Raw genomic sequence first — 18341 nt, 5'->3', positions numbered from 1 at the left:
TTCCATAGAAAAGAAGGATTTTTGCTGAAGTGTGGAGAAAAATACTTTAAACAGAAGATAGGAGAATTGCTATGGACTTGGAAAAGACATTGTTGAATTCATTGGGAATCGAAATTACCGAGCTTGGAAAAGGCAGGGTTATTGCAACAATGCCAGTGGATGAAAGAACCTGGCAACCTTATGGCCTGCTTCACGGCGGAGCTTCGGTTGCTCTGGCAGAGACCGTGGCAAGCGTGGGTGGTTTCGAATTAGTAGATCAAAAGAACGAAGCCGTGGTCGGCCTCGAAATAAACGCCAACCATGTCCGCGGCAAGCGAAATGGCTACGTGACAGCTGAAGCGAATATCCTCCACAAAGGACGAACAACGATGGTGTGGGACATAAAAATAAGAGATGAAGAAGACAAGCTGATTTCCGTAGCGCGCTGTACTCTCGCTGTTATTAAAGTTAAAAAAGATGCAGATGCTTAAGATCTTGCATCTTTTTTTGCATATTCGGTCCAATATAATGTGGAATTACTGGGGATAAAAATAAATTAAAATTATCATAAAAATAGATGCAGACCTTTTTAAAGCAATAGACTATAATAATCAATGGTGATTTATAGTAAAATCATTTAAGGAATCTTGAAGCAATTAATGGGAGAGGGCAAGTCATGGTTTTAATATATACATTAGGCATAGCTTGAGGCTTGAAAAGAAATATTCTCATTTATTGATTTCGTAAAAACAAAAAGAGGAACTAAAAGTCCCCGTTTAAAAACAATTGCTCAATTAGCTCATTTTTCATCCGATGAATGGGAAGCCTCTCGGTTGCGGCTCTCCTCCAAATCATCTTCCCCGTTTTTACCCCAGACCTTGACCCCGGTATTATAGGCTGCCCGGCTGATCAAATGCCCGGCCACAGGGGCTGTCATGAAGATGAAAACGATCCCCAGCAATATTCTCGAATTGAAATAGCCATGTTCGATATAGACATAGATGAATGTGCCGAGCAACAGCGACATGATGCCTAGTGTTAAGCTTTTCGAGGCAGCATGGTTTCTCGTATACACATCGGGAAGCCTGATGATTCCGAGCGCCGATACAAGTGATAAGAAGGCCCCCAGTAAAATAAGCGCCCCGGAGGTGAATTTAAAGATCTCGGTCATTTTCGATGATTTCTCCTTTCTCAAGGAACTTAGAAAATGCAACGGTGCCGATAAAGGAAAGGATACCGAGCAAAAGGATGGCGTCCAGGTAAGCTGGTGTATTAAGGAGCATGGATACAAGGGCAATGATCGCAATTAAATTGATGCCCATTGCGTCCAAGGCAACAACCCTGTCAGGGGCGGATGGACCCTTTATTACCCTGTAAACCAGGCCGAGCATTGAGATGGACACGCATAGCAGGGAAATTTGTAAAATAGCATGGAACATTATCTGCTCACCTCCATAATCGCTTTTTCAAACGTACCTTTAATGTTTCGGATCGCTTCCTCTTTATCTGAAATATCCATTGCATGAATGTAGAGAGTTTTATTATCAGGAGAAACATCGACTACCAGTGTACCAGGAGTTAACGTGATCAAATTAGCCAAAATCGTGATTTCCCAGTCTTTCTCCAGCTCCGTTTCCAGAGCGAAAATGCCGGGTTTGATATCAAGCCTTGGTTTTAGAATTACCTTTAAAACCGCGATATTGGAAAGAATCATCTCTTTTATGAAAATAAAAATCAAATTTACTGCAGCGAAGACGCGCAGCAAGTAAAACCTGCTGTGAAAAAACCTTCTGAATCCAAAAACGATCCACAGTCCCAAAAAATAGCCGATCACAAATGCACTGCCGGTATACTCACCCTCCAAAAACATCCATACAAACGCAAGTAATACATTTAGCAATAGTTGAAAAGCCATAAAGCGTCACTCCTTTAAAACCGCGTTAATGTATATTCCGGGATCGATGAGCGGTTCCGTGGCCTGGGAAATGAATGGATACATCGCTTCTGTGCCGAATCCATATACAATAGATACACCAACTAGAAGAACTGCCGGAAGCAGGAGCATTTTGACTGGAACACGATCGGCATCCGGATAGGCTCGCGGTATCCCCCAGAAACCATTAATGAATATTTTCATCAAAGAATATAACACCATTAAGCTGGAAAGCAGAATAACAGCCATTCCGATGTATGACCCGGCTTTTACTGCTCCCTGAAGGATTAATAACTTTCCGGCAAAGCCCGAGAAAGGCGGGATGCCGACGAGCGAGATCGCGGCAATAAAAAACGTCCAGCCAACATATGGATAGGCTTTGATTAATCCGCTGATTTCACGCAGATTGTTGGTGCCGGTTATCTTAATAATGATGCCAATCAGAAGAAACAAAGCAGCTTTAATGATCATATCGTGGATGATATAAAAGATGGAACCCGATAAGCTCTGTTGATTCATTAAGGAAATTCCAAAGATAATCACTCCTATTGCTATCACTATATTATAGATAATGATTTTTTTCATATCCCAATAGCCGACCGCACCAATGACACCTACAATGATTGTTAGTAACGCAAGGATTCCAAGGAGCTGGTGCGTATATCCCTGGTCATGATAAAAAAGTAATGTGTAGGTACGGAGAATGGAGTAAATGCCAACCTTTGTCAGCAATGCCCCAAACAGGGCGATGATTGGAATTGGTGGAGCGTAATAGGAGCCCGGCAGCCAAAAAAATAACGGGAATATTGCTCCTTTCAATCCGAATACAATTAAGAAGGAAACAGCGATAACCGTAACGATTCCCGGCTGGTCAATTTTGGCTATTTTTCTGCTGATATCAGCCATATTCAATGTCCCGACGACCGAGTAGAGATAGGCTACAGTAATCACAAACAGCGCAGAAGATATGACATTGACAAGAATGTACTTCAACGATTCCCGAAGCTGCGGTTTCGTTCCCCCAAGTGCTAACAGCACATAGGAAGCCATCAACATTACTTCAAAAAATACAAACAGATTAAAGATATCCCCGGTTAAAAAAGCCCCATTCACACCTACAAGCAAAAATTGAAAGATTGCATAATAATAAAACCTTTCCCGCTCCTTACCGATTGAGTAAAAGGAGTAGACGATAATCGCAAATCCGATCAAATTGGTAGTAAGAACAAGCAAACTGGCTAGCATATCCGCGACAATGACGATCCCAAAGGGTGCTTCCCAGCTCCCTACTTGTAGGGTAAGAATACCTTGGCCATGGACCTTTCCAACTAACATGACAGCCAACAGAATTCCCGCCAATACCGAAAGTACAGAAAAAACTCTTTGAAATTTGATAGATTTTGAAAAGAAAAGTAAGACAATGCCTGTTAGAAGCGGAAGCAATACAGGCAAAAAAACGATGTTATTCATTGGCTTCTTTTCCTCTCAATCTGTCCATATTATCGGTTCCAAATTCCTGATATGTCCTGTATGCCAGCACCAGGAAGAAGGAGGTTACCCCGAAGCTGATGACGATTGCCGTCAGGATCAGCGCCTGCGGCAAAGGATCGACATAGGAATTCGCCTGTTCGCTGAGCAATGGGACAGATCCCCGCTTTAAACCGCCCATCGTCAAAATCAGCAAATGGGCACCATGGCTCAACAATCCGGTCCCAATGATAATACGCAAAATGCTTTTGGACAGCATTAAATAGGTAGCGCTCATAAACAAAATCCCAATTACAACGGCCATTAAAATCTCCATTATTCACTCTCCCCTATTGTTTGAATAATGGTCATCGTTACGCCAACAACCACAAGATATACACCTAAATCGAACAGTACAGCCGTATGTAAAGCCGTGTGCCCTAAAAGCGGCACATCAAAATAGCTAAATGTGTGTGTCATAAATGGAGCATCGAATAACAAGGCCCCGGCACCTGTTAAAACTGCGATAAGGAGGCCCGCAGCAATAAGCAGCTTGTAATCAATCGGTAAAATAGCTGCCACCGTTTTTAGATCATAAGCTAGAAGCAGTAAAACAATCGCGCCCGAGGCCAATAACCCCCCTACAAACCCACCGCCGGGGGAATAATGGCCCCCGAAAAAAATATAGATGGAGAAAAGTAGAATCACAAGGGATGCCAGTTTCGCAACGGTTTGCAGAATGATATCGTTTGTTTTCATCCTTCTTCTTTCCCCCTGGTCAGCCGCAGTTTGATTATGGCAAAGATCCCAATAGCCGCGATCCCTAAAACAGTGATTTCGAACATCGTATCAAGACCGCGGAAGTCTACAAGAATGACATTTACTATATTTTCGCCGCCGGCCTCTTTATAAGCGTTCTCCACATAGTATTTAGAAATGGCATCAAAATATTTGCTGCTATGTGAAGACAGAGCAATTAATGCAACAATCACGCCAACACCGATCGAAATCAGCGCGTTATTCAGTTTGAAGGCCAGACGCTCTTCCTTTCTTGAAATCTTTGGCAAATGATAGAAGCAAAGCAGGAACAGGGCAACAGAGATGGTTTCAATGACCAGTTGGGTAAGCGCAAGATCGGGGGCCCGGAATAAAACAAAGAAGATGGACACCGTATAGCCGACCGCTCCCAAAAGGATAATCGAAGTCAATCTGGACTTTGCAAACAGAATGGCAATCGCTGCAATAGTGATGATGCCAGCAAGAACTAATTCATAAATACCGATGGGAGCTGTATTTTTCATGTCGATAGTAAGGGCATTCTTTCGAAATAACGTGTACCCCAGTGAAATGATAAAAAACAGAAAGATATAAACTAGATAGGTACGGATAAAACCGCTCATAAACAACCTAGTGACAGCAAGAGATATCCGTTCCATTCCCGTGAGAAGAGCATCGTATAACCGGTTGAATGACAATTTCGCAGGGAAAAGCTGATATATATTCTGCCATTTAGCCAATGTGAGATAAAAGAGGACGCCCAATATAATAACACCTATGGTCATACCTAACTCAACCCTAAAACCATGCCAGTGGGCAATATCGACATGAACCGCCCCGGGTTGTATCGCGGCCACCGCCGGTTCAATGATAGTAGAGGACAGGAGATTCGGGAATAGCCCAAAAATGATAACCAGTGAAGCAAGGATAACCGGTGGAATCAGCATGCCAATTGGGGCTTCGTGCGGCTTTTTTTTCAGCTTTTCAGGCTGATATTTGCCCGTGAACGTTTTGAAGACAATGATCATGCTGTAAACAAACGTGAAGATACTGCCCACCCATGCCAGCACTGGAAATAATACTCCCCAGTTCTCCATGTTGAAAAGGTCCATCTCCGTGACACTCACCATACTGGCTAAGAACATTTCCTTGCTTAGAAACCCATTAAAGGGCGGCAGACCGGCCATCGAAAAAGCACCGATGATGGTAATCGTGAAAGTAATCGGCATGAGATTCATCAATCCGCCCAGTTTATGGATATCGCGGGTACCAGTTTCATGATCGATTATTCCGGCGGCCATGAACAAACTTCCCTTAAAGGTAGCATGGTTAATCAGATGAAAAACGGCGGCAACCGTTGCTGCCACATAGATATCCTCATCCATGGATTCATAATGGATCGCAGCAGCCCCAAGTCCCAAAAGTGACATAATCATTCCGAGTTGGCTGATCGTTGAGAAAGCAAGAATTCCCTTTAGATCAGTCTGTTTTACCGCTGAAAATGAACCCCAGAATAGTGTAACAATTCCAACAGAGGCAATAAGCCAGAGCCACAGTGCGGACTCGGCGAATACTGGGCTCAACCTTGCCACAAGATAGATTCCTGCTTTAACCATAGTTGCTGAATGTAGATAGGCACTGACAGGGGTGGGCGCTTCCATGGCATCGGGAAGCCAGATATGAAACGGGAATTGCGCAGATTTGGTGAACGCCCCGAGTAAAACGAGCAGTAAAGCGGGAGTGAATAATGGGTGGGTTATCAATTCTCCATTCTGGCTAACGAGCTCACGAATGCTAAAGGTATCGCCGATATAGGATAACAGCACAAAGCCTCCAAGCATGCTCAGTCCGCCAAAAACTGTGATCAGCATTGATTTTTGTGCTCCATAGCGAGACCGTTCCCGTTGATACCAATACCCAATCAAAAGGAACGAGGAGAAGCTGGTAAATTCCCAGAACATGTACAAAACAATCAAATTATCAGATAAGACGATACCAAGCATAGAACCCATAAACAACAAAAGATACACATAAAAGTTATTTAGTTTTTCTTTATCCTTATTCAGATAAAAAATAGAATACAAAACGACAAGTGCCCCGATTCCTGTGATCAGAAGAGAGAATAACAAACCGAGTCCATCGATATATACTTCAAAATTGATATCTAATGAAGGCATCCAGGCTAAACTCTCAGAGACATTTCTTCCATCGCGTGTCTGTGATAGGAACATGAAAAAGTATATGAATAGCAGGATGGACAAAACAAGCACAAACCATCCAGTGTGGATCTTTCTGAACCGCTTGTATAGCATCGGTATAAAGAGCGCAGCTATAAAAGGCGATAAAATAGCCCAGTGAAGCAAAGACACGAGATCAACCTCCTATATGGATACGCAAAAGTAACGGGTTCGAATTTCCTTTATGTTATGTTGAGGTACAACTGTTTATTTATTTGTAGAAAATGGCCGACAGGGTAAGGCGCTTTAACATATGATCATAAAGGAAAAAGTTATTAGCCACTCAATTATAAACTAATGTTTAAGTCGGTGCATGCTCAAGAAACCCGCTTTGCAGGAAAGTAATTTGTGTTATTAAATAGGTAGAAACATAAGGAAATTGACAAAAAAGTTTTTTCAGGGAACAAAATAAGCTACTCTTTATAGGTACTCCTAAAAGAATTTTTTTTATAATTCTTTCCCCCAATCAAAGAGACAAGCTCGTGCGTATGATGCTGTATAACTACTGCTGCATCTTCATAGAGAAAGATGATAAACCGTTTTGAACAGTGTGTTCAACCAGCTATGTATCCAGGTTTCGAATGTGTTGGATGGGAACACTCGCTTTCACCCCCTTGTTAGTTTGGTTTGTGGAAAGATTCCTTTCCGTGGGCATAGGCCAACTTCTTTTCTAATATATATTTTTGTATAGTGGTATAAACTTCCGGCATAGCAGTTGTGGTTCTCTTGAAGGGTCAAAAAGGGAAAACACAGAAGGAAATCTAAAAAAAGATAAAAATAATTCAGAAGTTTCTGCTATAATATTTGAATATAGATTGGTATTGAATGGCGGTTTATTACTTAGCAGAAAGTGTTTTAAAAAATTCATTGAAAAAGGAGGCGTAAATATGGAAGGTGAACAACAATATTTATTTATCGATTTTGAATTCACCATGCCTGAGGGAAAAATGAAGCCTGAAGGTTTTTATCCCGAAATCATCGAAGTTGGATTTGCGGCAGTGATCAATGAAAAAATTATCGATCAATTTTCATCCTTTGTCCTTCCCGTTACATTTTCCGAGCTAACAGGCCGCTGTAAGAATTTCCTGAACATTTCCCAGGAACAGGTTAACAGTGGGATGCCATTCAAAGAGCTTGTTGGCCTATTGGAAAAGTATGATCAAAAACAGCCGACAACTATCGTTACTTGGGGGAACATGGATATGAAAGTGTTGCGCCAAAACTGCAAGGGAGCAGGAATTGAGTTTCCTTTCCGGGGAAAGCAAATTGATTTATCGATGGAGTACAAACGCTTCTTTGGCGATCAAAATCAGACGGGTCTGTGGAAAGCTGTTCAGGCATACGGCAAGGAAGGCACCGGAAAACACCACCGTGCCTTGGACGACGCTCTGACCACTTTTAACATTTTCAAATTGGTGGAAAAGGATAAAAGCTACATGAAAAACCACCAGCCGACCACCATTGGCGACCGCATCGATTTATCAAAAGTATTGGACAACTTTGCCTTATAAAAGCCAAATCACTTATAACTGATTTGGCTTTCGTGCATTTTTACGATTTATTTAAAATAATCAGCTTCCAGTCCCTCAACCATTTCCAGACTTTTTGCATTCCATTCCTTACTATCCTCGGCAAGCTGGCGTTTCATTTTGTCCACGGACTCTTTTAAAGAAGCCTTATATTCAGGAATTTCATCCTCATAGTGCTTGACCATATTCTTTGGTACATTGGCCTGTTCCCTAAAAGCGAGTGCACGCCTTTGGTGAAACATCGTCACATCTGTCTGCTTAGGATTATGAAGATCCCCTTGCATCGGATGTTTTGCCACAGCAAGCACCCTAACGAGATAAGCGTTCGGACGGATGTCTGTCAGCTCCCCGATATATTTTCCGGTTTTATAAATCGCTGTTACTCTGTCCCCGACTTTAAAATTCTCTTCCGTCATGGTTTAACCGCCTTTCTAATACTTTCCTAATCTCCATGATACATAAGATCCATGCGATTTTACAATCGAACAGTTATTGAAATTTTACTCGAAGAGGATGACCTTAAAAAAAGCGCTCTAAGAGCAAGACATGTAACGAAGTAACTGCGCATAAAATGAACAAGATATTAATTTTGGACAAGAGAGGGGAGAAATAGGATTTGAAAAGTAAACTAAATATTTTTCCTTTATTTTTTCTTGGAATGATTTTGGTTCTTGTTTCATCTATTGAAGCTTCTACTTTGCAGGAAGACACAGAACCTTACGTGATCGGACAAGTGAAAACCCTTGAAATTGAATCGACAATTGCCGAACCGAAAAAACAAAAAGACTTATCCGAGGAGAACCTGAAGTTTCAACTAGATCAAAGACTGATTAAACAGGAAAATGTAGACGGTTATCATGTGGAAACTTATCGTGAATATGAAATCTACAAGGACCGAAAAGGAGATGTTAAAGAAGTTGTTCCTACTTCAAACTATGAATACATACGCTATAAGATATATGAGTAACATCAGCATAGGAGTTTCTAATCAACGGTTAAGCAATTACTTTTAAAAGATGATTTTTTGAGAAAAGTCGTGTAAAGTGGACAATTGAAGGCAAGTATTAGAGAAGACGCATATGCCAAGTTATAAAGGTGCTACATAAAGAAAGTAAACGAAAGAAGGGTGAATATGACAAACTATCCTCAATTAACGACAGAGGTGCTTGAAAATGAAAAGGCAGTTGTGATGGAAACAAACCAGGGGGATATCAAGATTAAATTATTCCCTGAATTGGCTCCCAAGACAGTGGAGAATTTTGTAACCCATGCTGAAAACGGCTATTATGAAGGCGTTATTTTCCACCGCATCATTAAAGACTTTATGATTCAAGGCGGAGATCCAGAGGGAACAGGCATGGGCGGCGAGAGCATTTGGGGCTCTACATTCGAAGATGAATTTTCTATGCAGGCGTTCAACCTCCGTGGCGCTTTGTCGATGGCGAATGCAGGACCCGGAACGAACGGCAGCCAATTCTTCATCGTTCAGGCGCAGCACGTGGACAGCAGAATGGGCGAGCAAATGAAACAAGCAGGATACCCAGAAGAAATCATCAGCGCTTATATGGAAAAAGGCGGCACTCCCTGGCTTGACCATAAGCATACTGTTTTCGGACAAGTTGTCGAAGGTATGGATATCGTCGACAAAATTATCGGATTAGAAACGGGCCCTGGCGACAAACCAATCGAAGATGTTGTGATTAAGTCCATTAAAGTTTTATAATAGGTGAAAAAGAAATGGAGGCATATGCTTTCGTTTCTTTTTTATAAATCTTATTGATAAGCCATCGTATATTGATCTTTTTTTCTGTAAAATTGAGTAGAAGGCATGATAAATACCTTAACCGAAGTAATATGAACCTTTCCTTTCACCCTTTTAAACAAGTCAATTTATGTTGAAGAGCGGTTATCGAAATTTAAGAGCGATTATCGAAATTTAAGAGCGATTGGCTAAGTTTATGGTCGATGACAGTTTTTTTATAGAAAAATGAACTATTTAAGGAGAGGTTTCAGTATGGTTCTGGAAGAAACCTTGCCAGATTACCACCATTTTTGTTTTTAAGAGCTTTTATCGAAATATAAGAGCGATTATTTTGAATTTAAGAGCTATTAATAAAATTTATGAGCGGAGAACCGAACTTAAGAGCGATACTGAAATAACGCTTGATTTACTAAAGTTTACTTCAACTTTAATTAAAAGATAAGACGAGGATTCTATCATGGACCTTACTCAATTTATCAGGAAAATAGAATTAAAAAGAAAAGATGTACCTTCATTTAATAGGTATCCCTTTGACTTGCCAGTCATCCGCACGTTATTGGATATAGCCATGCATCCCAATGTCGCTTACTTAATCGGTGAGAATGGCATGGGAAAGTCCACTCTGCTTGAGGCGATTGCCGTTGCGGCTGGGTTTAATCCAGAGGGAGGCAGTGCCAATTTCACCTTCAGTACCTATAATACCCATTCTGAACTAGAGAGGTATATAAGGGTTATAAAAGGAGTGAAAAAGCCAAAAGATGGATTTTATTTACGGGCTATAATCTAGCGACGAATATACTAGAATTAGATGAAGGGAGCGGCTCACCGAAGATTATTGATTCCTTCGGCGGGACTTCCCTGCATGAACAGTCACATGGCGATCGTTCTTTTCGATATTTTCCCACCGATTTAGAGGGAACGGCCTTTACATACTCGATGAACCGGAGACAGCATTATCCCCGCTGCGTCAGCTCTCTGTTTTATCAAGAATAGATGAACTGGTTAGAGAAAACTCGCAGTTTATCATCGCTACTCACTCACCCATTTTAATGGCGTATCCACAGGCGAAAATTTTAGAGCTAACAGAAGAAGGAATCAGAGAAACAGAACTTGAGGAGACAAACCATTACAAATTAATGAAACAGTTTTTTGAAGACAAGGAAGGGCTGCTTCACCATTTGTTTAGAAAATAAATGATAGGCTGGAGGGGAGCTTCGATAATTGATATAATAAATTGTAGTTAATGTGCCATATATCAAGAAAGGATGTAAGAGATGGACTTTCTTTACAACACCGTGTTTGCACTCTTCCTCTATTTTCCGGAAGATAAAAGCGAATATATCCCTGCTGCGATAACCTCTGTAATCTTCATTATTGGTGCTGTTCTTACAATGAGATTCATCATCGCTTACTCCCACAAGGAAGCACTAAAAACAAAGGAACTAGAAGAAGAAATCACGAGAAGAAACCAGCGGAACCATGATTCTGTGAAATAAAAAGCTGTGAATTTCGATTAGAAATTCACAGCTTTTCTTATTGGAGAAATTATGATCTGACTGCGGTCACATTTTTTTGGCTTATCGAAAGCCGGAAAAAGTTCCATGTAAAAGATTTTGGATATGTGTTTGTAAGATATAACAATAATTAATGCGAAGAGGTTTTGCTGAATGATGGCAAAGCTCTTTATTATAAAAAAGACATCCTGACGGGAAGAAAATACATAAATAAAGAAGGAAAAACAGAAAATACTACAAATGCGAACTACAGGGAAAGGAATGGCGAATATGCTTTCAAACCACGAGTTAACAAAGCTGAAAACTCAATTGCACGTATCAAGGGACGATTTGAAAAATAGATTGCGCGATAATGGCGACCTGGATTTAAGGAGGAGTCATTACCATGACTCAACCGGAGAATTATCCAGCTACGATAACCACCCAGGTGATGGCGCGACGGAATTATACGAAAGAGAAAAAGATCTTGCCCTTTATCAGCATTACCAAAATGAAGTACAGGATATCGATAACGCCCTGCAAGCTATAAAGGACGGATCGTACGGAAAGTGTCGGGAATGTGGTAAGGAAATTCCTTTTGAACGCTTAGAGGCCCTTCCCACCACGCTCTTTTGTGTAGAGCATACACCGTCCCAGGAAACCTCCCATAATCGGCCGGTTGAGGAGGAAGTTCTTATGCCTCCTTTTGGCCAATTCGATTTAGATGAGAAGAATGAAAATGTTGCCTATGACGCCGAAGATTCTTGGCAGGATGTAGCAAGCTACGGAACATCCGAGACTCCTTCTGATTTAACGGTTCCAACAGGCCATTACAATGATATGTATGAGGAATCGGAGGAAAATGTCGGCTACGTCGAGGATTATGAGAACTTTGTCGGCGTAGATATCGAAGGAAAGAATATTACGGTTTATCCAAATTCTCAGCATGAGAAATATGAAAAGGAACTGGATGAAGAAGGGATTATGACGACATTCGGCGATCTGCCTGCTAACGAACATGATCCTTATGTGGAAGAAGACTAATTGTGAGCATCTATTCAAAAAGGTATATCATCTCCCACAATAGATAAAAATGATACAAGTTGTACTTTTTTGGGAGGGACGAACCGATGATGAAGTGGTTATTGGCTGGCTTTATCTTGCTGCTGGGCGGATGTGCCCAGCAAGGGAATCCAAAGGAAGTCAACGTGAAAATGTATAACCCTGACGGCGATTCTCTTGGAACGATCAAGGTTCAAGAGCAATCAAAGGGGGTCGCGTTTGACATAAAATTATCAGGAATCGAGTCTGGAGAGCATGCGATCCATATACACGAAAAAGGAAAATGCGCTGCCCCAGACTTTAAGTCTGCAGGAGACCATTACAATCCCGATGATAAAAAGCATGGACTGTTGCATCCAGAGGGAGCGCACGCAGGAGACTTGCCGAATCTGATCGTATCCGATGATGGGAGCACAAAGGCGAAGCTCACAGCCCCGCAGGTAACATTAAAAGAGGGGAAAACTTCATTATTTACGATGGCTGGGACCTCCCTTGTCATCCATGAACGAAAGGATGACGGAATGACCCAGCCGGCGGGCGATTCAGGGCAGCGGATAGCCTGCGGGGAGATTAGCGGCAAAAATAAAACGAAACGATGAATAATAGTGCGGGGTCAATTTCAAAAGCCGGCAGTTTAAAAGCTTGGATAGTAAAATCATTATTTTGAATTAGTAAATAAGAAACAGGTGATCATCGTTGTGATGATCACCTGTTTTTTCGTGCATTTTTCAAATTTATGAAAAAGATTTCTTCAATCTTTGTAAGCCGTCCAGCAAAATTTCCCGCGGGCAGCCTATATTCATTCTTACAAAACCTTCCCCGCCAGGTCCGTACTTGGTGCCTGGTTCAAGAGCCAGCTTCCCTTTTTCGATTAGGCACTTCTTTAAATCCTCGTCTGTCAGGCCCAGATTACGGCAGTCTAGCCATACCAGGTAAGACGCCTCCGGACGCATACATACGATTTCCGGTAATTCACGGCTTATAAAGTCGGTGGTAATCTCAATATTGCTTTTTAGATAGTCCACCAATTCGTTCAGCCACTCTTCGCCTTCGCGGTAAGCTGCCTCCATTGCAGTCAATCCGAAAAGGTTCAATCCATGAAAAGCATTCCGGTCCTGGACGGTTTTTAGCTTTTTCTGGAACTCCGGATTTTCGGTGATTAATAACGCGGATTGCAATCCGGCGACATTGAATGTTTTGCTTGGAGCCATGAGAGTGACTGTAAGGCTTGCAAATCGTTCATCGATGGATGCAATCGGGACGTGCTTAAAAGGAGGCAGATAAAGATCGCCATGGATTTCATCCGAAATGATCGGAACTCCGTATTTATGGCAAAGCTCACCGATTTGAGTCAGCTCATTCTTAGTCCAGATCCTTCCACCGGGATTTTGCGGATTGCACAATAAGAACAACTTCACTCCGCTCTTCAGTTTTTCCTCAAAATCGGTAAAATCGATCGAAAAACGGTTTTCGGCAATATGCAATTGGTTATTGACCACTTCCCGCTCATTTTTTGTGACCATATCAAAGAAGGGAGTATATACTGGTGATTGCAGCATCACTTTATCACCCGGGCGGGTAAATGCCTGGATTGCGACTGCAAGCGCCGAAACGACTCCCGGGCTGAACATTATCCATTCTTTTTTAATGTCCCAATCATGTCTTTTTTTCATCCATGTCTGGATGGCATCGTTAATGGCCGCAGGCGGTGCCGTATAACCGAAAACAGGATGCTGAATCCTGTCAATTAACGCTTTTTGGACTGGTTCAGGAGAAGGGAAATCCATATCCGCCACCCACATCGGTAAAAGATCCTTTGCCCCGTAAAGTTCTCCGGTATAGTCCCACTTAATTGAACCGGTATTTTTCCTTTCTATCAGTGTTTCAAATAATTTGCTGTCCACAAAGATCACCGCCGTTTTCTTTTTTTCATATTGATACTATAATTATGATAACACGTTTACGTAAAATAATAAGTGCAGGTGATCATTTATGGATAGGCAGCAAATGAATATGGAGCTTAAGAAGTTTTACAGGAGTGGGATCCCTTCGGATGGGGCAGAGAAGCTTATGAAACTGAAGTAGCAGATTGTTTGATGGCAGTGAGCGATATGGATGATCGCCATCAACTGGCCGCTAAAGTTCAAGATATCTATGAGTTTTCCTTTGAAATGAAGATTGAAAGGGAGGAATGTCTGGCGATATCCCAAAAGCTTTTGCATATTAAACATAATGCGAGCTGTTCATTATGACGTGAAGACTGGAAAGGGAGAACAATAAAAATGAATAGAAATCATACGATGATACAATTTTTTGAGTGGCATGTAGAATCAGACGGATCGCACTGGAACCGTCTGAAAAAGCTGGCACCAGAGTTAAAAAAAAGAGGGATTGATTCTGTGTGGATTCCGCCGGTCACAAAAGGGACAACAGGGAAAGATACAGGATATAGTGTTTATGATTTATATGACCTCGGCGAATTTGACCAAAAAGGAACCGTACGCACGAAATACGGTACGAAGCAGGAATTGCTGGATGCGATTGCAGTGTGTCATGACCACGGTATAAATGTTTATGTTGATATAGTTATGAACCATAAAGCGGGTGCTGACGAAACGGAAGTATTTCAAGTGATTGAAGTCGATCCGAAAGACCGTTCAAAGGAGATTTCAAAGCCATTTGAGATTGAAGGTTGGACCAAATTCACCTTTCCGGGCCGTGGCGATCAGTATTCCTCTTTCAAATGGGGCGTTAAATATTTTAACGGGGTAGACTATGACGCGAAAAATGATAAAACCGGGATTTATCGAATTGTTGGAGAAAATAAAACATGGAATGAGAATGTAGACGATGAATTCGGAAATTATGATTATTTGATGTTTGCTGATATCGACTATAAACATCCGGACGTGCAGAAAGAGATGATCTCGTGGGGGAAATGGCTTGCCGATACCTTGCAGTGCAACGGCTACCGCCTGGATGCCATTAAACATATTGATCATAACTTTGTTAAGGAATTTATAACAGAATTATCACAGGATCGGGGTAAAGACTTTTATTTTGTGGGCGAGTATTGGAGCACTGATTTAGCTGCGTGTCAGGAATATTTAGATAACATCGATCATAAGATTGACTTATTTGATGTTTCCCTTCATTACAAATTGCATAAAGCGTCCATAGACGGAGCTAATTTTGATCTCACCACCATTTTTAATGATACACTCGTACAAACACATCCGCTAAACGCGGTAACATTTGTCGATAATCATGATTCACAACCAAATGAATCGCTTGAATCGTGGATAGACGATTGGTTTAAACAAATTGCCTATTCCCTTATTCTGCTTCGTGAGGATGGGTACCCATGCGTTTTTTATGGCGATTATTTTGGCATTGGAGGGGAAAATCCGATCGAGGGAAAGAAAGAATCAATTGATCCTCTCCTTTATGCCCGTTACCATAAAGCATACGGAGAACAAAACGATTATTTAGATGACCCAAATATTATTGGCTGGTTCCGCGGCGGTACAGAGGAAATAGAGCGTTCAGGCTGTGCCGTGATTATCTCCAATGACGAAAAAGGAGAAAAAAGGATGTTTGTCGGAGAAGACCGTGCAGGAGAAGTATGGGTTGACCTGACTGGAACAATAGGAGATTTTATTACGATCGAAGAAGATGGTTTCGCGACATTTCTTGTTAAGGGAGGAAGTGTGTCTGTTTGGGCACAGCCTGAACAGGATGTAAAATAAGGCTTTTTTACCTAGGAATAATGATATCCAACAGTTTTTTGGCTGTATATTCGGTTCATGGAAAGGAAGTAACTTGCGATGGGCAGACAACATCCGTTTGTGAAAGAAGATACTTTTGGAAGAAAAGTGAACCGGATTAAAGGTAGGGCAAAGCCATGGGTACTGCGCTTTGCGCGTTTTGGGCATATGGCTAAAGGAGTCGTATACCTGGTTATCGGACTTCTTGCCCTTCAGTCAGCGTTTGGTCTGGGTGGGAAATTGATTTCGTCCAAGGGGGCATTATATGTGATTGCCCAACAGCCATTCGGCTTACTATTGTTGATTATTTTAGCAGCAGGTCTTAGTGGATATGCCTGTTGGCAAATCGTTATGGCATTGTTCGATCCGGAAAACAAAGGAAGCGACTTGAAGGGAATTGTTGCCCGGATAGGGTATGTTGTTATTGCCGGTATCTACACTGGGACGTGTTACAGTGCAATAAAGATTTTGTTCCATGCAAGAGTGGATACCTCAAACGAACATTATCAAACATTATCGGCTAAAATGCTTGCCCAACCCTTCGGCCAAACTGCTATCGGTTTATTAGGCGCGGTTATTTTAATTGTTGGCATCATTCAGGTTAGCAAGGCACTATCCGGCCGGTTCCAGAAAAAATTCAAAAAGAATGAGATGACCCGAAAAGAATGGAAATGGAGCGGCCATATTGGGAAAGTCGGGATTTCTGCCCGTGGATTAGTATTCAGTATTATCGGGATTTTTCTCATTCGCACGGCTATCCAGGCTGATCCTGACGAAACAAAAGGGCTAGACGGGGCACTTGCCGAAGTGGCTCAGCAGCCGTTTGGGCCTGTGTTGCTCACGATTGTTTCCATGGGGTTAATTGCATACGGTGTGTACATGTTTGCCGAAGCCCGTTATAAAAGACTTAATCCATAATAGCTTAATAAATTTGTCTAGTACAGAATGATATGATTAAATATCTGTGATGTAGGGTATAAATATCCAGTAATCCTAGTAATTTTATAATAAATCGGGCGGTGAGACTTATGCCTCAGTCAAAGGCATTTCGTTATGGTTATGGGTTTTTGCTTATTTTTCTCCTTATTTTAGTTGGTACAAAGATTGATTTTGTCTTTCAACCGATTGTAGCACTTGTACAAACGCTTTTTTTCCCTTTTCTGATAGCAGGGGTGCTTTACTATTTATTTCGCCCTGTTGTGAATTTTCTCCATGCAAGGCGTGTGCCTAAAATTCTGTCGATATTACTTATCTATTTAGTTGCTATTGGAATTTGTACCTTGCTGGTTTACCTGGTAGGGCCGATCTTACAGGAACAGGTGAATAACTTAATTAAGAACACGCCTGCGCTGGCAGAAACAATCCAAGCAAAGGTAATTGAATTACAGCAAAGCGAATGGGTAAATCGCTTCCAGCAAAACGATCAATTTAACCTGGAAGAAATTTCGGATAAAGTTACGGGGTATTTATCGGAAAGTTTGGCTTCCATTGGAACCAATATTGCTAATTTTATAGGTATCATTACTAGCGTTGTCACCATATTTGTTACAGTTCCATTTATTTTATACTATATGTTAAAAGAGGGAGAAAAAGCGCCTGAACAGGTTCTCCGTTTGCTGCCCTCTACTCAACAGGCAAACGGAAATAAGATATTAGCCGATTTAGATGAAGCACTAAGTTCTTTTATTCAAGGACAAGTGTTTGTTAGTTTCTGTGTGGGGGTCATGCTTTACATTGGGTACTTAATTATTGGGATTGAATATTCACTTATTCTTGCAATTGTTGCGATGCTAACAAATGTCATTCCGTATCTTGGGCCAATAATCGCGGTCATTCCAGCCATCTTTGTTGCGATGATTGATTCACCGGGCATGATCATTAAGGTCCTGATTGTCATGGTTATCGCCCAGCAGATTGAAGGGAATGTTATTTCTCCGCAATTGATGGGAAGACAGCTTGATATTCATCCGCTTACGATTATTTCATTATTGCTGGTTGCCGGAAGTATAGGAGGACTGCTTGGCTTGATTTTAGCGGTGCCTGTATATGCTGTCTTAAAAGTTATTGTCCTCCATACGTATCGATTGTTTAGGCTTAGAAAAGAGCAAAAGTTGGAAAAAAACATTATTCAGTGAAATCCATTGTTACTTTGAGTCTATCAAAAGTGGTTAAATATTTTTTTTCGCCGTTCGAATATTCGAACGGTTTTTTGGTGATGGTTCAGAGATGTTGTTCTCGGAAAAGGTATGTTAATCGTTAGAGGGGGGCAAAGAAGTCACGTTTGTAACATTAAATAAATGAATAGTTCTAACAGAATCTAGGCATAGTGAATCTC

At 41.4% G+C, this 18341-nt stretch carries 20 protein-coding genes and 2 pseudogenes; 13 read left to right on the top strand and 9 right to left on the bottom strand.

Annotated elements, in window-relative coordinates:
• Positions 1-71 precede the first annotated feature (71 nt).
• Positions 72-470, top strand: coding sequence for a hotdog fold thioesterase (locus ELQ35_RS19080; RefSeq protein WP_126866775.1), 399 nt, complete (start codon positions 72-74; stop codon positions 468-470).
• Between the two features lie 308 nt (positions 471-778).
• Here the strand turns inward: ELQ35_RS19080 and mnhG are convergent, their stop codons facing one another.
• The 7 genes from mnhG to ELQ35_RS19045 are packed head-to-tail and all read right to left on the bottom strand — an operon-like array spanning position 779 to position 6525.
• The gene (gene mnhG / locus ELQ35_RS19075) at positions 779-1150 is read right to left on the bottom strand and encodes a monovalent cation/H(+) antiporter subunit G (RefSeq protein WP_126866774.1); all 372 of its coding nucleotides are present in this window, start codon (positions 1148-1150) and stop codon (positions 779-781) included.
• On the bottom strand, positions 1134-1418 hold the full coding sequence (locus tag ELQ35_RS19070) for a Na(+)/H(+) antiporter subunit F1 (protein WP_126866773.1): 285 nt from the start codon (positions 1416-1418) through the stop codon (positions 1134-1136). Before ELQ35_RS19070 ends, mnhG begins: the two co-directional genes overlap by 17 nt.
• A complete protein-coding gene (locus tag ELQ35_RS19065) occupies positions 1418-1894 on the bottom strand; it encodes a Na+/H+ antiporter subunit E (protein ID WP_126866772.1) in 477 nt (158 codons plus the stop codon). The genes ELQ35_RS19070 and ELQ35_RS19065 overlap by 1 nt, the downstream gene beginning before the upstream one ends.
• A 6-nt stretch (positions 1895-1900) precedes the next feature.
• A complete protein-coding gene (locus tag ELQ35_RS19060) occupies positions 1901-3382 on the bottom strand; it encodes a Na+/H+ antiporter subunit D (protein ID WP_126866771.1) in 1482 nt (493 codons plus the stop codon).
• Positions 3375-3716 (bottom strand): Na(+)/H(+) antiporter subunit C, encoded by a 342-nt coding sequence (locus ELQ35_RS19055; protein WP_126866770.1) that lies wholly within the window; start codon positions 3714-3716, stop codon positions 3375-3377. The genes ELQ35_RS19060 and ELQ35_RS19055 overlap by 8 nt, the downstream gene beginning before the upstream one ends.
• Positions 3716-4138 (bottom strand): Na(+)/H(+) antiporter subunit B, encoded by a 423-nt coding sequence (locus tag ELQ35_RS19050; protein WP_126866769.1) that lies wholly within the window; start codon positions 4136-4138, stop codon positions 3716-3718. Before ELQ35_RS19050 ends, ELQ35_RS19055 begins: the two co-directional genes overlap by 1 nt.
• Entirely contained in the window at positions 4135-6525 is a 2391-nt protein-coding gene (locus ELQ35_RS19045) for a Na+/H+ antiporter subunit A (protein ID WP_126866768.1), read from the bottom strand. The genes ELQ35_RS19050 and ELQ35_RS19045 overlap by 4 nt, the downstream gene beginning before the upstream one ends.
• A gap of 755 nt (positions 6526-7280) precedes the next feature.
• Between ELQ35_RS19045 and kapD the strand changes: the two genes are divergently transcribed.
• Positions 7281-7904 (top strand): 3'-5' exonuclease KapD, encoded by a 624-nt coding sequence (gene kapD, locus ELQ35_RS19040; protein ID WP_126866767.1) that lies wholly within the window; start codon positions 7281-7283, stop codon positions 7902-7904.
• Between the two features lie 47 nt (positions 7905-7951).
• Here kapD and kapB read toward each other — a convergent pair whose 3' ends face one another.
• Positions 7952-8338 (bottom strand): kinase-associated lipoprotein KapB, encoded by a 387-nt coding sequence (kapB, locus tag ELQ35_RS19035; protein WP_126866766.1) that lies wholly within the window; start codon positions 8336-8338, stop codon positions 7952-7954.
• Between the two features lie 200 nt (positions 8339-8538).
• On the opposite strand from kapB, the gene ELQ35_RS19030 reads away from it, so the two are divergent.
• The 7 genes and pseudogenes from ELQ35_RS19030 to ELQ35_RS19000 all read left to right on the top strand — a co-directional run bounded on the left by ELQ35_RS19030 (position 8539) and on the right by ELQ35_RS19000 (position 12838).
• Positions 8539-8889, top strand: a complete 351-nt coding sequence (locus ELQ35_RS19030; protein WP_126866765.1) for a hypothetical protein — start codon at positions 8539-8541, stop codon at positions 8887-8889.
• Between the two features lie 165 nt (positions 8890-9054).
• Complete coding sequence (locus tag ELQ35_RS19025; protein WP_126866764.1) at positions 9055-9645, top strand: peptidylprolyl isomerase; 591 nt, start codon at positions 9055-9057, stop codon at positions 9643-9645.
• Positions 9646-10141: 496 nt separating this feature from the next.
• Positions 10142-10877, top strand: a pseudogene (locus tag ELQ35_RS19020) (AAA family ATPase).
• An 81-nt stretch (positions 10878-10958) separates the two neighbouring features.
• Positions 10959-11180, top strand: coding sequence for a hypothetical protein (locus tag ELQ35_RS19015; protein WP_126866763.1), 222 nt, complete (start codon positions 10959-10961; stop codon positions 11178-11180).
• Positions 11177-11332 carry a YvbH-like oligomerization domain-containing protein gene (locus ELQ35_RS23590; RefSeq protein WP_126866857.1) on the top strand — a complete coding sequence of 52 codons (156 nt, stop codon included), beginning with the start codon at positions 11177-11179 and terminating at the stop codon, positions 11330-11332. Before ELQ35_RS19015 ends, ELQ35_RS23590 begins: the two co-directional genes overlap by 4 nt.
• A gap of 136 nt (positions 11333-11468) precedes the next feature.
• Positions 11469-12221: a TraR/DksA C4-type zinc finger protein gene (locus tag ELQ35_RS19005; protein WP_126866762.1), complete on the top strand. Its 753-nt coding sequence runs from the start codon at positions 11469-11471 to the stop codon at positions 12219-12221.
• An 86-nt stretch (positions 12222-12307) separates the two neighbouring features.
• Complete coding sequence (locus tag ELQ35_RS19000) at positions 12308-12838, top strand: superoxide dismutase family protein (RefSeq protein WP_126866761.1); 531 nt, start codon at positions 12308-12310, stop codon at positions 12836-12838.
• 135 nt (positions 12839-12973) lie between these two features.
• Here the strand turns inward: ELQ35_RS19000 and ELQ35_RS18995 are convergent, their stop codons facing one another.
• Entirely contained in the window at positions 12974-14143 is a 1170-nt protein-coding gene (locus tag ELQ35_RS18995; RefSeq protein ID WP_126866760.1) for a MalY/PatB family protein, read from the bottom strand.
• A 132-nt stretch (positions 14144-14275) separates the two neighbouring features.
• On the opposite strand from ELQ35_RS18995, the pseudogene ELQ35_RS23265 reads away from it, so the two are divergent.
• The 4 genes and pseudogenes from ELQ35_RS23265 to ELQ35_RS18975 form a co-directional block, all read left to right on the top strand.
• A pseudogene (locus ELQ35_RS23265) lies at positions 14276-14491 on the top strand (DUF1871 family protein); the annotation flags it as partial.
• A gap of 30 nt (positions 14492-14521) precedes the next feature.
• Positions 14522-15988 (top strand): alpha-amylase, encoded by a 1467-nt coding sequence (locus ELQ35_RS18985; protein WP_126866759.1) that lies wholly within the window; start codon positions 14522-14524, stop codon positions 15986-15988.
• Between the two features lie 78 nt (positions 15989-16066).
• Positions 16067-16924, top strand: coding sequence for a DUF1206 domain-containing protein (locus ELQ35_RS18980; protein ID WP_126866758.1), 858 nt, complete (start codon positions 16067-16069; stop codon positions 16922-16924).
• Positions 16925-17034: 110 nt separating this feature from the next.
• Positions 17035-18141, top strand: a complete 1107-nt coding sequence (locus ELQ35_RS18975) for an AI-2E family transporter (RefSeq protein WP_126866757.1) — start codon at positions 17035-17037, stop codon at positions 18139-18141.
• Positions 18142-18341 lie beyond the last annotated feature (200 nt).

It is taken from the genome of Peribacillus cavernae (assembly GCF_003989135.1).
Classification (GTDB): domain Bacteria; phylum Bacillota; class Bacilli; order Bacillales; family DSM-1321; genus Peribacillus; species Peribacillus cavernae.
The sequence above is the reverse complement of the archived record's forward strand: the minus strand, read 5'-3'. Positions and strand labels throughout refer to the sequence as shown.